Annotated in this window: 10 protein-coding genes; 8 read left to right on the plus strand and 2 right to left on the minus strand. The window is 71.4% G+C overall.

Going from position 1 to position 15,296, the window contains the following annotated elements:
- Positions 1–231 precede the first annotated feature (231 nt).
- Entirely contained in the window at positions 232–1,740 is a 1,509-nt protein-coding gene (locus ACSNOD_RS01185) for a carbamoyltransferase N-terminal domain-containing protein (protein WP_436764784.1), read from the plus strand.
- Between the two features lie 4 nt (positions 1,741–1,744).
- On the plus strand, positions 1,745–2,818 hold the full coding sequence (locus tag ACSNOD_RS01190; RefSeq protein WP_436764785.1) for a BtrH N-terminal domain-containing protein: 1,074 nt from the start codon (positions 1,745–1,747) through the stop codon (positions 2,816–2,818).
- A gap of 473 nt (positions 2,819–3,291) precedes the next feature.
- On the opposite strand, the gene ACSNOD_RS01195 is transcribed toward ACSNOD_RS01190, so the two are convergent.
- Positions 3,292–3,960 carry a bifunctional DNA primase/polymerase gene (locus ACSNOD_RS01195; RefSeq protein ID WP_436764786.1) on the minus strand — a complete coding sequence of 223 codons (669 nt, stop codon included), beginning with the start codon at positions 3,958–3,960 and terminating at the stop codon, positions 3,292–3,294.
- A gap of 487 nt (positions 3,961–4,447) precedes the next feature.
- Here ACSNOD_RS01195 and nsdA point away from each other — a divergent pair, with 487 nt between their 5' ends.
- The 5 genes from nsdA (at position 4,448) to ffh (ending at position 12,322) form a co-directional block, all read left to right on the plus strand.
- On the plus strand, positions 4,448–5,935 hold the full coding sequence (gene nsdA, locus ACSNOD_RS01200; protein WP_436764787.1) for a transcriptional repressor NsdA: 1,488 nt from the start codon (positions 4,448–4,450) through the stop codon (positions 5,933–5,935).
- Positions 5,936–6,187: 252 nt separating this feature from the next.
- Positions 6,188–7,576, plus strand: coding sequence for an ammonium transporter (locus tag ACSNOD_RS01205; RefSeq protein ID WP_436764788.1), 1,389 nt, complete (start codon positions 6,188–6,190; stop codon positions 7,574–7,576).
- Positions 7,573–7,911 (plus strand): P-II family nitrogen regulator, encoded by a 339-nt coding sequence (locus ACSNOD_RS01210; protein ID WP_436764789.1) that lies wholly within the window; start codon positions 7,573–7,575, stop codon positions 7,909–7,911. The genes ACSNOD_RS01205 and ACSNOD_RS01210 overlap by 4 nt, the downstream gene beginning before the upstream one ends.
- Before the next feature lie 106 nt (positions 7,912–8,017).
- Complete coding sequence (locus ACSNOD_RS01215) at positions 8,018–10,567, plus strand: [protein-PII] uridylyltransferase (RefSeq protein WP_436764790.1); 2,550 nt, start codon at positions 8,018–8,020, stop codon at positions 10,565–10,567.
- Between the two features lie 213 nt (positions 10,568–10,780).
- Positions 10,781–12,322 (plus strand): signal recognition particle protein, encoded by a 1,542-nt coding sequence (gene ffh, locus ACSNOD_RS01220; RefSeq protein ID WP_436764791.1) that lies wholly within the window; start codon positions 10,781–10,783, stop codon positions 12,320–12,322.
- A gap of 131 nt (positions 12,323–12,453) precedes the next feature.
- Here the strand turns inward: ffh and ACSNOD_RS01225 are convergent, their stop codons facing one another.
- The gene (locus tag ACSNOD_RS01225) at positions 12,454–13,314 is read right to left on the minus strand and encodes a methyltransferase domain-containing protein (RefSeq protein ID WP_436764792.1); all 861 of its coding nucleotides are present in this window, start codon (positions 13,312–13,314) and stop codon (positions 12,454–12,456) included.
- 263 nt (positions 13,315–13,577) lie between these two features.
- Between ACSNOD_RS01225 and proS the strand changes: the two genes are divergently transcribed.
- Positions 13,578–14,993, plus strand: coding sequence for a proline--tRNA ligase (proS, locus tag ACSNOD_RS01230; protein WP_436764793.1), 1,416 nt, complete (start codon positions 13,578–13,580; stop codon positions 14,991–14,993).
- Positions 14,994–15,296 lie beyond the last annotated feature (303 nt).

The following is a 15,296-nucleotide window of genomic DNA, read 5'->3' on the forward strand; positions in this document are numbered from 1 at the left end:
AAACCCTGAGCTGGTCGGAGGTGTAGTCGTGGACAACCCAGAGCCCGGACGGGAGCTGGAAGTTCTCCGGCTTCTGACCGTTGTGGCGCGGTCACCGGCCAGGTGACCGGGGGGTGCCCCTATGGGTTTCGTCAACCTGTATGGGTTGGTTGGGGGTCGTAGAAGGTGCCGTCGCGGAGCATGGCGAAGAGCACGTCGGCTCGTCGTCTGGCGAGGCAGAGGAGGGCTTGGGTGTGGTGCCTCTTGTACGGCCATGACTCGTCCGCCGCCCTGGTCATCGACGGGAAACTGGTCGCCGCCGTCGAGGAGGAACGGCTCAACCGGGAGAAGAAGACCTCACGCTTCCCGGTCATCGCGATCCGCTGGTGCCTGGAATCGGCAGGGATCTCCTTCGACGACGTCGACACCTTCGCCTTCTCCTGGCAGTTCTCCCAGGACGTGGGGAACTGGATGATCGCCGAGATCACCGAGGACCCCGCGGCGACCGTGGAACAGAAGTTCGCGCGCCTGGAGCGTCTGGCGGAGACCCACGCGGCGATGTTCGGCGAGGCCGCGACCGAAGCCGACTTCCTCGAGCACACCGGTCACAGGCTGAACCCTCGCAAGCTGGTCCGGGTCCCGCACCACATCGCCCACCTGATGACCGGATACCACCTGTCGGGCGGCGGAGACGCGGCGTTCCTCGTCAGCGACGGCCGCGCCGAATGGCTGTCGTCGATCATGGGTGAGGTGCGCGGGGGCGAGGTGAAGATCTTCGACGACATGACCATCGACTCGCGGCACTCGCTGGCGATGCTCTTCTCCGTGGTGACGCGCTACCTCGGATTCGTCCCGAACAATGACGAGTACAAGGTGATGGGGCTGGCCGGCTATGGCACGCCGCCCGAGCCGAACCCGTTCCTGACGCACGTGGTCGAGATGTGCCCCGACGGCACCTACAAGATTCCCTATCCGGCGAACGCCGTACCCGCCTACTACGAACTCTTCGACCGCGTCTTCGACGGAGACCCGGAAGGCCGGGAGGACTTCGACTACCGGGTCCGCGTGGCCAGTGCGGCCCAGCACATGCTCGAGACGGTGACCGCCGGCCAGATCCGGACGCTCGAGGCCCGCAGCGACCTGTCCCGCGTGATCTTCGAGGGCGGACTCGCCCTGAACTGCGTCAACAACAGCAAGCTGCTGCAGCGTTCACGCTTCACCGAGATGGATGTCAGCTTCGGCGCCAGCGACGTCGGCGTGGCCATCGGAGCGGCTCTGTTCGCCAGCCGGCAGGTCGGCACACCGCCCCGGATCAGCGCGACACCGTACCTGGGCCCCGGCTACGACGGCCAGGAGATCCCGGCGGCCCTCCAGAGCTACGCCGACCAGGTCGTCTGGCGGGAACTGGACCCCGCGGACGTGCCCTGGGAGGCCGCTGTCTTCGAGCTCGGCAAGAAGACGACCTCGCCCTACATGACCTTCGTGGTTCCGGTGCGACCCGAGTACCGGGAGATGATCCAGGGTGCCTGCCATGTCGACGGCACCTCGCGGATCCAGACCGTCACCGAGCAGGGCAATCCCCTGCTCGCCGAGCTGCTGCGTCACTTCACCGAGCTGACCGGAATTCCCTGTCTGATCAACACCTCGTTCAACGTCGCTGGCGAACCCATCGTCTGCTCTCCTGCGGATGCTCTGTCCTGCTATTTCAAGACAGAGATGGATCACCTGTTCCTCGGCAACTTCCTGGTGTCACGAAAGTGAGCGAGTGGACACCTTCCTGATCTTGGGTGTCCACAATCGCACTTCAGGAGATTGCGCTACGCTCTATGGGAAGGAAGGGAGACGTGAGTTCATGTCGCTCTTAGAGGCGAATCCGTATGTAGGTAATCACTGCGAATCCACCACCCTCGTGAATCTGTTGCGGCAGCGGGACATCGACTTGTCGGAGTCGTTCGTTTTCGGGCTCGCCGGTGGTTTGTCCTTCATCTACTGGCGGGCGAAGCAGATGCCGACACCGTTCGTCGGCGGCCGTATCAAACCCGACACGCTGTCCGAGAATCTCGCGAACGCGCTGAACCTGCGGCTGTCGGTGCACGAGACGTCCTCGGCCAAGCGAGCGAGGGAGCATCTGCTGGCAGAGCTCGACTCGGGAAGTGTCGTGGGCCTCAAACTCGACCGTTATCTGCTCGACTACTCGACCGACGACTTCCGGTTCGCGGCGCACTATGTTACCTGCGTCGGATACGACGACGACCGTTTCGCCCTGGTGGAGACCAAGCCGCTCGGCCTGCAATGGGCCACCGGTGAATCTCTCGCCTCCGCGCGGGACCCCCGGGGCCCAATGAGTTCGCGCAACCGTGCTTTCACCCTTGAACCCCAGAAGGGCGGACTACCCGATCTGGGGGAAGCCGCTCGTAAAGGCATCAGGGCGACGGCGCAGCAATTTCTGAATCCGCCGATCTCCAACTTCGGCTTCAAGGGAATGCGCAAAGTCGCCAATCTGATGCCGCAGTGGCTCGACGACCTTGACTCGCCTGCGGACAGCCTGCCCGAGATCTCTACAATCATGGAGGACGCCGGAACCGGCGGGGGTTTGTTCCGCATGATGTGGTCGGAGTTCCTCGCAGAGACGGCCGACCTCACTGGGACCGGCAAGTTCCAAGAGATCTCGGACGCGTACCGCGGGGTGTCGAAGAAGTGGACCGACGTGGCCGGACTGGTGCGTGAGGCAGGAGCCACCTCGTCGCGGGAATGCCTCAGGAGCGCGTCGACGATGGTGCACGAGGCCGCGGAGGAGGAGCGGAACCTGATGCGACGTCTCCTGGACCTGTCGAGCTGAGCGGCTGACGCCGCGCTCTCCCGGCGCGGCGCCCGCCCACCCGGCGCCATGCCCTCCGAGCGAGCGGTCCGTGCCCCTTTCCAGGCGCCGCGTGACGATCTTGTTGAGGCATGTTGTTCGGGCGTGACCGGTGTGACGATTCCGCCGTTCGGGACGGTGTGAGTACTCGGTCGCGACTGTGAGCCAGGGCCGGGGTGCGGGTGGTCGTTGCGCGAAGTTTGCCAGCATGACGCGGTTGCCAGTGACACTGGGCGCGACGTCCTCGGGTCGCTCCATCAGCGAGCAGGGTGGCTCACCGCGGGCGGGATGGCGACCTGGGCCGGCCAGTGCCGCGAGAGGCGCCCCGCGGGGACTTGACTTAACATCTGATCAGCGTTTTTCGTCGGCGTTCAAGCGTGAAGCGCCCCCGCCGCATCCACACCCTGCGGGGGGGGCGCTTCGCCGTCCCGGGCGGCGCGACGGACCCGTACCCGTCAGGCCGCCGCCCGGTGGCTCACATAGGCGAGCGTGCCCAGCAGCAGCCGGGCCTGCGGCGGGCGGCCCGCCGTGTCCAGCGTCGGCGGGCGCAGCCACCGCATCGGGCCCAGGCCGCCGAGGTCGAAGGGCGGCGCCGTGATGTGCTCGCCGGGGCCCAGGCCGTCCAGATCGAGCCGCGCGTCGTCCCAGCCCATGCGGTAGAGCAGCCGGGGCAGCTCGGCGGCGGACCCCGGGGCCACGAAGAACAGCGCGCGGCCGGTCGGGGTGGCCGCCACGGGGCCGAGCGGCAGCCCCATCCGCTCCAGCCGGACCAGCGCGTGCCGCCCCGCCGCCTCGGCGATGTCGATCACGTCGAAGTGGCGCCCGACGGGGAGCAGCGCGGCCGCCCCGGGCACCTCCGCCCAGGCGGCCGTCACATCGTCCAGGGTGGCCCCCGCCGCGACCGGGGGCGCGAAATCCAGCGGATGGGCGCCGGGAGCGGGGCAGTCGGCCGTGCCGCAGGAGCACACCACCGAGCCGTTCCCGTCCCGAGCGGCACGGGCCCCGGGAACCACGTCCCAGCCCCAGAGACCGGTGTACTCCGCCACCGCCGTGCAGTCGGAAGCCCGGCCGCGGCGCCGCGAGCCGGACCGCATGTCGAGAATGCCGCCGATCGTGAAGCCCATGCCCCCTCCAACGGGTCGTGAGCGCCGATGGTTACGACTCGGAGTCTTGCCGTAACTCTGCGTCGCCGCAGGGAGGTACGGGCGGCGCTGGGTGGCGCGGCAGGTGGTGCGGCGCGAGCCGTGCGCTGCGGCGTGCATCGCAGCGCCAACTCCTGATCGCCGTGTGTCAAGTGAATCGCGTGGAGGTGCGGAGGAGTTCATTCGAAGGGGTGGCGAATGGTGGCGATTCAGCGAACGCCCTCGCGGGAGCAGTGATCGTAGGATTACTTTCGGTACATGAACCCCCGGAGGCGTATCCGAGCACGCGCATGCCGACGGCATGAATCCGCGTCAGCCCGGCCCCATGGGCGGGTACTTCACGGGACAGGTCGCCGCACCGGGCGGCATCCTGGATTCGGTTCGCGCACGCAGGCCCCGCTTCCAGGGCTCGGCGACGGGCACAGAGACAACGGAGCGAGGCGCAGTGACTCGGGATGGGGGCGTTCCAGTGGGCGGCAACGGCGGTAGCGGTACGAACGCTGAGAAGCGCCCCAATGACCAGCTCGGCTCATGGTTCGTGCGCAGCGGCTGGTCGAAGGGTGAGCTCGCGCGGCAGGTGAACCGCCGGGCGCGGCAGATGGGCGCGCATCACATCAGTACGGACACCTCCCGGGTGCGCCGATGGCTCGACGGCGAGCAGCCGCGCGAGCCCATTCCGCGGATTCTCTCCGAGCTGTTCTCGGAGCGATTCGGGTGTGTGGTCGGCGTCGAGGACCTGGGGTTGCGCTCCGCGCACCAGTCGCCGTCCGTGTCCGGGGTCGACCTCCCCTGGGCCGGCCCCCAGACGGTCTCGCTCATCAGCGAGTTCTCCCGCAGCGATCTGATGCTGGCGCGGCGCGGCTTCCTCGGCACCTCGCTGGCGCTGGCCGCGGGCCCCGCGCTGATCGAGCCCATGCAGCGCTGGCTGGTGCCCGCGCCCGGCGGCCTCGCGGACGCCCCGTCCGCGCCCTCCCCGGAGCGCTCCCGCCGCCCCACCCGGCTCTCCGGCCCGGAGCTCGACCTGCTGGAGTCCACCACGGTCATGTTCCGCCAGTGGGACGCCCAGTGCGGCGGCGGACTGCGCCGCAAGGCGGTGGTGGGGCAGCTCCACGAGGTCACCGACCTGCTGCAGGAACCCCAGTCGGAGCCGGTGGCCAAGCGGCTCTTCACGGTGGCGGCCGAGCTCGCGGAGCTGGCCGGCTGGATGAGTTACGACGTCGGGCTCCAGCCCACCGCGCAGAAGTACTTCGTGCTGGCCCTGCACGCGGCCAAGGAGTCGGGGAACAAGCCGCTCGGGGCGTACATCCTCTCCAACATGAGCCGCCAGATGATTCATCTGGGCCGGCCGGACGACGCCCTGGAGCTCATCCACCTCGCGCAGTACGGCAGTCGGGACTGTGCCACGCCCCGCATCCAGTCCATGCTGTATGCGATGGAGGCCCGCGCCTACGCCAACATGGGCCAGCCCAACAAGTGCCATCGCGCGGTGCGCATGGCCGAGGACGCCTTCGGTGACACGTCGCCGAACGACGGCGATCCGGACTGGATCAGGTTCTTCTCCGAGGCGGAGCTCAACGGAGAGAACGCCCACTCCTACCGCGATCTCGCCTATGTGGCCGGGCGCAGCCCGACCTATGCCGCGCTGGCCCACCCCGTGATGGAGCGGGCCGTGGAGCTCTTCGGCGAGGACGAGGAGCACCAGCGCTCGTACGCGCTCAACCTGATCGGCATGGCCACCGTCCACCTGCTCCAGCGGGAGCCGGAGGCGTCCGCGGGCATGGCGGAGAAGGCCCTGGACGTCGCTCGCCGGGTGCGTTCCGAACGGGTGAACACCCGGCTGCGCAAGACGGTGGACACCGCGGTGCGGGACTTCGGCAATGTCGCCGAGGTGATCCAGCTGACCGATCAGCTCGCCGTCCATCTCCCGGAGTCCGCCGAGGCCGTCCAGGCCGTCTGAGCCAGCCTGTCAGGGCCGAGGGGGCGCCCCTCGGCCCAGTCCCTCGTTCCCGGGCGTATCCCCTCGCGCCCGAGGCCATGCGCGGTTCACCCACCCGTAACACGGGCGCGCCCTTCGTCACTGCCGTGAAACACCCAGCGGCATCGGCTGAAACCGCGCTCCGTCAGCCTCGTGGCCACAACCCGCCCCACGTGGTCCTCGCACCGCCGGCATGCGCGGGGGGCCGTTCCCACGTACGAGGAGACACCGGCTTTGAATGGCGCAGATACCGCATTCGTACTGATCAGTGCCGCGCTCGTCATGTTGATGACGCCCGGCCTGGCCTTCTTCTACGGCGGCATGGTGCGGGTCAAGAGCGCCCTCAACATGCTGATGATGTCGTTCGTCTCGCTGGGCATCGTGAGCGTGCTCTGGGTGCTCTACGGGTACTCGCTCGCCTTCGGTGACGACCTCGGGGGCGGCCTGCTCGGCAATCTCGATCACATCGGCCTCCGGGGCATCACCGTCGAGTCGCTGACCAATGGCGACAAGGGCATTCCCGTCTTCGCCTTCGCCCTCTTCCAGCTGATGTTCGCGATCCTGACGCCCGCCCTGATGAGCGGCGCCCTCGCGGACCGGGTGAAGTTCAGCGCCTGGGCCCTGTTCATCACCCTCTGGGTGTCGCTGGTCTACTTCCCCGTCGCGCACTGGGTGTGGCAGGCGGACGGCTGGCTGTTCAAGCTGGAAGTGATCGACTTCGCGGGCGGCACGGCGGTGCACATCAACGCCGGCATCGGCGCGCTCGCCGCGGTGCTGGTGGTCGGCAAGCGCATCGGGTTCAAGCGCGAGCCCATGCGCCCGCACAGCCTGCCCCTGGTGATGCTGGGCGCCGCGCTGCTCTGGTTCGGCTGGTTCGGCTTCAACGCGGGATCGGCGCTGGCCGCCAACGGCACCGCCGCCACCATGGCGCTCAACACCCAGGTGGCCACCGGCGCCGCGATGCTGGGCTGGCTGGCGTACGAGCGCGTCCGGCACGGCGCCTTCACCACGCTGGGCGCCGCCTCCGGAGCGGTCGCCGGCCTGGTCGCCATCACCCCGGCCGGCGCGCATGTGAACGCCTTCGGCGCCCTGCTGATCGGTGTGGTCGCCGGAGCCGCCTGCTCCTGGGCGGTGAGCCTGAAGTACAAGCTCGGCTTCGACGACTCCCTCGACGTGGTCGGCGTCCACCTCGTCGGCGGTGTCATCGGCACCCTCCTCGTCGGCCTGCTGGCCATCGACGGCGTGGGCGGCCTCGACCAGCTCGGCAAGCAGGCCACGGGGGCCTTCTCGGTGATGGCCTTCTCCTTCGTGGTCTCCTGGCTCCTCGCCAAGCTGGTCGATCTCACGGTCGGCTTCCGGGCCACCGAGGACGACGAGGTCTCCGGCGTCGACCAGGCGTTCCACGCGGAGACGGCGTACGACTTCAGCGCGGTGGGCGGTGTGCCGTCCGGCCGTGGCACGGCTCCCGCCCCCGGCGCGCACGGCGGGGCCCCGGCTCCAGCCCCGCACCAGGCCCGCCCCGCCGACCGGGCCGACGATGCCCGCGGGGCGGGGGACGACCAGCGGGCCCAGCCGGGGCAGGACACGAACCAGCAGGCCGAGGACAAGAAGGTGGACGCATGAAGCTGATCACGGCGGTCGTGAAGCCGCACCGGCTCGAGGACATCAAGCAGGCCCTCCAGGAGTTCGGGGTGCGGGGCCTGACGATCACCGAGGTCAAGGGCTACGGCCGGCAGCGCGGTCACACGGAGGTCTACCGGGGCGCGGAGTACACCGTGGACCTGGTGCCCAAGGTGCGCATCGAGGTGCTGGTGGAGGACGGCGACGCCGACGGCCTCATCGACGTCCTGGTGAAGGCGGCCCGCACGGGCAAGATCGGCGACGGCAAGGTGTGGAGCGTGCCGGTGGACACGGTGGTCCGGGTGCGCACCGACGAACGCGGGCCGGACGCCCTCTGACTCCAGGGTGCCCCTTGGCCCACGGGACCCCTGCCCCTCCGCACCCCCGGCCTTCTGATCCCGCTGATCCTCAAACCCCCTGACCTCCGCCGATTGGGGAGCCCGCGTGACGGAGAACCTGGCGAATCCCGACCATCGCGACAGAGGGGCACCCGACGACTACGCGGCGGCCCGGCTGCGGCTCCTCCAGCAGGACTCGCCGTCCGGGCCGCCGCGCCGTGCGGAGCTCGCCCGCCTCACGGACGCGTGGCTGGCCGCGCTCTTCGCACGCGCGGTCGAGGACACCGGCGCCCGGGGCGCCGCGCTGGTGGCCGTCGGGGGCTACGGCCGGGGCGAGTTGTCCCCGCGCAGCGACCTCGATCTGCTGCTGCTCCACGACGGCTCCGCGGACCGGGCGGCCGTCCCCGTCCTCGCCGACCGCCTCTGGTACCCGATCTGGGACCTCGGCCTCGCGCTCGACCACGCGGTGCGCACCCCCGCCCAGGCCCGGCGGACCGCGGCCGAGGACCTCAAGGCGCACCTGGGGCTGCTCGACGCCCGGCACGTGGCGGGGGACCCCCGGCTGACGGCCGGACTGCGCACCGCGGTGCTCGCCGACTGGCGCGACCGGGCCGCCCAGCGGCTCCCGGCCCTGCGCGAGCTGTGCCAGGAACGCGCCGAGCGCCAGGGCGAGTTGCGGTTCCTGCTGGAGCCCGACCTCAAGGAGGCCCGCGGCGGGCTGCGGGACGCCACGGCGCTGCGCGCCGTCGCCGCCTCCTGGCTGGCCGACGCGCCCCGCGAGGGGCTCGCCGCGGCCCGCGGCAGGCTGCTGGACACCCGGGACGCGCTGCACCTGGTCACCGGCCGGGCCACCGACCGCCTGGCCCTCCAGGAGCACGACGACGTGGCGCGCCGGCTGGGCCTGCTGGACGCGGACGCGCTGCTGCGCCAGGTGTACGAGGCGGCCCGCACGATCGGCTACGCCGCCGATGTGACCTGGCGCGAGGTGAGCCGGGTGCTGCGCGCCCGCTCGGCCCGGCCCCGGCTCCGGGGCCTGCTGGGCGGCGCCGGGCCGGGTCGCGCGGGGCGCGCCGGGGTGCGCCCGGCGGGGGAGCCCGCCGCCGGGCGCACCCCGCTGGCCGAGGCGGTCGTGGAACAGGACGGTGAGGTGGTGCTCGCCCGCACCGCGCGCCCCGAACGCGACCCCGTACTGCCGTTGCGCGCGGCCGCCGCGGCCGCTCAAGCAGAACTGCCGCTGTCCCCGCACGCCGTACGGCGCATGGCCGCCGCCGTGCCGCCGCTGCCGGTGCCCTGGCCCGCGGCGGCCCGCGAGGAACTGGTCACGCTGCTCGGCTCGGGGCCCGCCACCGTGCCCGTGTGGGAGGCGCTGGAGGCCGAGGGGCTGATCACGCGGCTGCTGCCGGACTGGGAGCGGGTCCGCTGCCGGCCCCAGCGCAACCCCGTGCACCTGTGGACCGTGGACCGCCATCTGATCGAGACCGCGGTGCGCGCCTCCGTGCTCACCCGCCGGGTGAGCAGGCCGGACCTGCTGCTGGTGGCGGCGCTGCTGCACGACATCGGCAAGGGCTGGCCCGGCGACCACTCGGTGGCCGGCGAGACGATCGTGCGCGACGTTGCGGCGCGCGTCGGCTTCGACGCCGCGGACACCGAGGTGCTGGCCACGCTCGTCCGCCACCATCTGCTGCTGGTCGAGACGGCGACCCGGCGCGACCTGAGCGACCCGGCCACCGTACGGGCCGTGGCGGACGCCGTGGGCGACACCGGCACCCTCGAACTGCTGCACGCCCTCACCGAGGCCGACGCGCTCGCCACGGGACCGGCCGCCTGGAGCGGCTGGCGGGCGTCGCTCGTCGCGGAGCTGGTCGAGCGGGTCGCCGCGGCCCTCGCCGGTGGACGGGCCGCCGAGCGCGCCGGGCCCGAGCGGCCCACCGCCGAGCAGGAGCGCCTCGCCGACCGGTCCTGGCGCACGGGCGGCCCCGTTCTCGTCCTGAGGGCGGGGGCGGGGGCAGGGGCCGACGGCGGCGACCGCTTCGCGGCCGACGGCCCGCAGGAGGGCGCGTACGGGCACGGGCCGGAGCCGGTGGGCGTGGAACTCCTCATGGCCGTCCCCGACCAGCCCGGCGTCCTGCCCGCGGCCGCCGGCGTGCTCGCCTTGCACCGCCTGACCGTGCGCGCCGCCGATCTGCGCGTGGTGGAGCCGCCCGGCGGGCCGGCGGGGGCGGAGATCCTCGTGCTGAGCTGGCGCGTCGCCGCCGAGTACGGGTCCCTGCCCGAGGAGGCGCGGCTGCGCGCGGATCTCGTACGGGCCCTGGACGGCTCCCTGGACATCGCCGCGCGGCTGGCCGAGCGCGAGGCGGCCCACGCCGGGCGCCGCCGCGGCGTCCACGCGCCACCGCCCCGGGTGACCGTCGCCCCCGGCACGTCCGAACGGGCCGCGGTCGTGGAGGTGCGCGCCCAGGACGCCCCGGGGCTGCTGCACCGCATCGGCCGGGCGCTGGAGGACGCGGGGATACGGGTGCGCAGCGCGCATGTCTCCACGCTGGGCGCGAACGCCGTGGACACGGTCTACGTCACGCGCGCGGACGGTTCACCGCTGCCGGACGCCGAGGCGGCGGTCCTGGCCAAGACCTGGGAGGAGGCGCTGCGGAACGGCTGAGGCGGGTGGTGCCCATGTGACGCGAGGAGTGGCCGCCGCGCCTCGTGCGACCGCGGCCGCGGCCGCTGTTGCCGCTCACCGTGGGCCGCGCGCACGTGACCTTGGCCGGTCGAAGCGGGTCGAATCAGACCGGCAAGGACACCGGGGTCCGCGGGCCGGATACCCTGGAGGCCGATTGTCTCCACCCCCGACGACCGAGGATCGACGACCGCCGTGTTCGATACGCTTTCCGACCGCTTGGCGAGTACTTTCAAGAATCTCCGCAGTCGGGGGCGTCTCTCCGAGGCGGACATCGACGCCACCGCCCGCGAGATCCGCATCGCGCTGCTCGAAGCGGATGTGGCGCTGCCCGTGGTGCGGTCCTTCATCGCGGCCGTCAAGGAGCGCGCCCGCGGCGAAGAGGTCTCCCGGGCCCTCAACCCCGCCCAGCAGGTCCTCAAGATCGTCAACGAGGAGCTCATCGGCATCCTCGGTGGCGAGACCCGGCGCCTGCGGTTCGCCAAGAACCCGCCCACCGTGATCATGCTGGCCGGTCTCCAGGGCGCGGGCAAGACCACGCTCGCCGGAAAGCTCGGCAAGTGGCTCAAGGACCAGGGGCACTCCCCGCTGCTGGTCGCCTGTGACCTCCAGCGCCCCAACGCCGTCAACCAGCTCGGCGTCGTCGCCGAGCGCGCCGGGGTGGCCGTCTTCGCGCCGCAGCCGGGCAACGGCGTGGGCGACCCGGTCCAGGTGGCCAAGGAGTCGATCGAGTACGCGCGGACCAAGCTCCACGACATCGTGGTCGTGGACACCGCCGGCCGCCTGGGCATCGACCAGGAGATGATGCAGCAGGCCGCGGACATCCGGGACGCCGTCTCCCCGGACGAGATCCTGTTCGTCGTCGACGCGATGATCGGTCAGGACGCGGTCAACACCGCGGAGGCCTTCCGCGACGGCGTCGGCTTCGACGGCGTGGTGCTCTCCAAGCTGGACGGCGACGCCCGCGGTGGTGCCGCGCTCTCCATCGCGCAGGTCACCGGCAAGCAGATCATGTTCGCCTCGAACGGCGAGAAGCTCGACGACTTCGACGCGTTCCACCCGGACCGCATGGCGTCCCGCATCCTCGACATGGGTGACCTGCTCACCCTGATCGAGCAGGCGGAGAAGACCTTCAGCCAGGCCGAGGCCGAGCAGATGGCGGCCAAGCTGGCGAAGGGCCCCAAGGAGTTCACGCTCGACGACTTCCTGTCCCAGATGGAGCAGGTCCGCAAGATGGGCAGCATCTCCAAGCTGCTCGGCATGCTGCCCGGCATGGGGCAGATCAAGGACCAGATCAACAACCTGGACGAGCGGGACGTCGACCGCACCGCCGCGATCATCAAGTCCATGACCCCGGCCGAGCGCCAGGACCCGACGATCATCAACGGCTCGCGCCGCGCCCGTATCGCCAAGGGCTCGGGCGTGGACGTCAGCGCGGTGAAGTCGCTGGTCGAGCGGTTCTTCGACGCCCGGAAGATGATGTCGAAGATGGCCCAGGGCGGCATGCCGGGCATGCCCGGCATGCCGGGGCTCCCGGGCGCCGCCAAGAAGAAGGCCAAGCAGCAGAAGAAGGCCAAGGGGCGCCAGCGCAGCGGCAACCCGCTCAAGCGGGCGCAGCAGGAGCAGGAAGCCGCCGAGCGCAGGGCGCAGGGCGGTGCCTTCGGCGCCGCCGAGCAGCCCCAGAACTTCGAGCTCCCCAAGGAGTTCAAGGACATGCTGGGCAACGACCCGAAGTAGTCCCGCGGCGGTCCCGCGCGAGGGCGCCGGGGCCCGAGGGCTCCGACAGCGGCCCGGCACGAGCGGATCGGTACGAGCGGATCGGTACGGGGCGGGAGCACGAGGTGCTCCCGCCCCGCCGCCTGTGCGCGCTACACGCGGGCGATGAGGTAGCGGAAGACGTTCGGCATCCAGACCGTGCCGTCCTCGCGCAGATACGGGTGGAGGGCCTCGGCCAGCTCCTTGCGGACCCGCTCGCCGTCCGTGTGGTCCAGCGCGCCGTCGAACAGTCCTGTCGACAGCAGCCCCCGTATCGCGCTCTCCAGATCGGCGTAGCCGAACGGGCACGCCACCCGGCCCGAGCCGTCGATCCGCAGCCCCGCCCGGTGGGCGGTCTCCTCCAGGTCGTCCCGGCCGCACGGCCGCCAGCTGCCCGGCGTGCCCGGCCGCGCCGCGCCGCCCTCCAGGGGCGCGTCGCCCAGGCGCGCGGCCACCCGCAGCACCGCCGAGGTGGCACAGCGCTCCGGCGGCCCCCAGCCGGCCAGCACGACCGCGGCGCCGCGCTCGGCCATCGCCGCCGCGGCCATCAGGGCGGACGGCAGGGAGCCGCTGGCGTAGGTCTGTGGGTCGAAGGCGGTCACCAGGGTGAAGAGCCGGCCGTCGGGGCACGTGGCGTCCTCCGCGCTGGCACAGAGCCGATGCGCGCGCCCCGCCTCGCCCTGGGGCTCCGGCAGCAGCCGCTCCCGCGCCAGCGCCAGGCGCTCCGCGTCCGCCTCCACGCCCGCCACGGCCGCCCCGCGGCCCGCCGCCATGAGCAGGGCCAGCCCGGAACCGCAGCCCAGGCTCAGCAGCCGGCTGGCCGGCCCGACCTCGAGTCGCTGGTACACCGCCTCGTAGAGCGGCACCAGCATCCGTTCCTGGATCTCCGCCCAGTCTCGGGCGCGCGCACACTCGTGCGCCGGGGGACGGGGAGCCGGATGGGCCAGGTGCTGCCGTACGAGCGTGGGTGTCATCGAAAAGCGCCCCTTTTCGCCGAGAGCTTCACGTTCGTCTGATGGTTGCCCGCCCCCGTGAACCGCGCCGTGCCGTGTTCCCCCGTGTGCCGTTCCTCGTGTGCCATTCCCCCGTATGCCAGAGAACCCCGCTTCCGTCCCGGAGTCCAGGGTTCGCGCCCTGATGCTTTCGTGCGCCCCGTATGCGCTCCGGGGCTGGTTCCGGACCTCCGGCGCGTGGACCGATTCACGCTGAGCGCCAGTGGCCCCGTACCATCTGCGCCATGGCAAAGGCTCCCGTTCTCACCCCCCAGGCGGATGACTTCCCGCGCTGGTACCAGGACCTGATCAACAAGGCCGAACTGGCCGACAACGGCCCGGTGCGCGGCACCATGGTCATTCGACCGTACGGATACGGGCTCTGGGAGCGCATGCAGCAGGAGCTGGACGCCCGCATCAAGGCGGCCGGCGCGGCCAACGCCTATTTCCCCCTGTTCATCCCCCAGTCGTACCTGACGAAGGAAGCCGAGCACGTCGAGGGCTTCGCCCCCGAGCTCGCGGTGGTCACCCACGGCGGCGGCAAGGAGCTCGAAGAGCCGGTCGTGGTGCGCCCCACCTCCGAGACGATCATCAACGAGTACTTCTCGAAGTGGGTGCAGAGCTACCGCGACCTGCCCCTGCTGATCAACCAGTGGGCGAACGTCGTCCGCTGGGAGATGCGCCCCCGGGTCTTCCTGCGGACCTCGGAGTTCCTCTGGCAGGAGGGCCACACCGCCCACGCGACCTACGAGGACGCCCGCGACTACGCCGCCCGCATCCACCGGGACGTCTACCGCGACTTCATGGTCAACGTCCTGGGCATCGATGTCGTCCTCGGCCGCAAGACCGCCAAGGAGCGCTTCGCCGGCGCGATCAACACCCTCACCCTCGAGGGCATGATGGGCGACGGCAAGGCCCTCCAGCTGGGCACCAGCCACGAGCTGGGCCAGAACTTCGCCAAGGCGTTCGACACGCAGTATCTGTCGAAGGAGGGCAAGCAGGAGCTGGTCTGGCAGACCTCCTGGGGCGTCTCCACCCGCATGGTCGGCGGTCTGATCATGTCGCACGGCGACGACAGCGGTCTGCGGGTCCCGCCGCGGCTCGCACCCGTCCAGGCCGTCGTGCTCGCCATCAAGGGAGACGACGCCGTGATCGCCAAGGTCCGCGAGATCGGCGACCGGCTCCGGGCCGCGGGCATCCGCGTCCAGGTCGACGACCGCACCGACACCCCGTTCGGCCGCCGCGCCGTCGACTGGGAGCTCAAGGGCGTGCCCGTACGGATCGAGGTCGGGCCGCGCGACCTGGAGAACGGCACGGCGATGCTCGCCCGCCGCATCCCGGGCGGCAAGGAGCCCGTGCGGCTGGAGGCGCTCGAGGCGCTGCTGCCGAAGATCCTCGAGGACGACCAGGCGCTGCTGCTGGAGCAGTCCCGCCAGCGCCGCGAGGCCCGCACCTCGGACGTCACCACGGTCGAGCAGGCCGCCGAGGCCGCGGCCGCCGGCGGCTGGGCCCGCATCCCGTGGGCCGACCTCGGCCCCGAGGGCGAGGCCAAGCTGGCGGAGCAGGCCGTGACCGTGCGCTGCCTGGTCGGCGAGGACGGGTCCGTGCCCGACGCGGACGACGCCCCCGGTACGCTCGCCATCGTCGCGCGCGCGTACTGAGTTCTTCGTTCTTCCCGAGGGGCTCTTCCGGAGAGATCCTTCCCGGGAGGTCCTTTCCGAGGGGACGGCCGTGGCGCCGTCCCCTCGGTGCGTTTCTCGGGCCGGTGCGGTAAGTCTCCGGGCCGGTGCGGCGCCCGGGCGGGAGCTGTTCCGGCGGGGGTGTGCCCCGGCGTGAGTGGATTGCCTACGCGCCGGGGCGTACGCGCCGGTACGTACCAACTTGGCGCCACCTGCGGCGCTCCTCCGCAGATCTGGGCACCCATCCCTCGGCGGACGCATGATTGCGAACTGACTGGTACGTGC

The organism is Streptomyces sp. URMC 123, assembly GCF_051386515.1.
GTDB lineage: Bacteria > Actinomycetota > Actinomycetes > Streptomycetales > Streptomycetaceae > Streptomyces.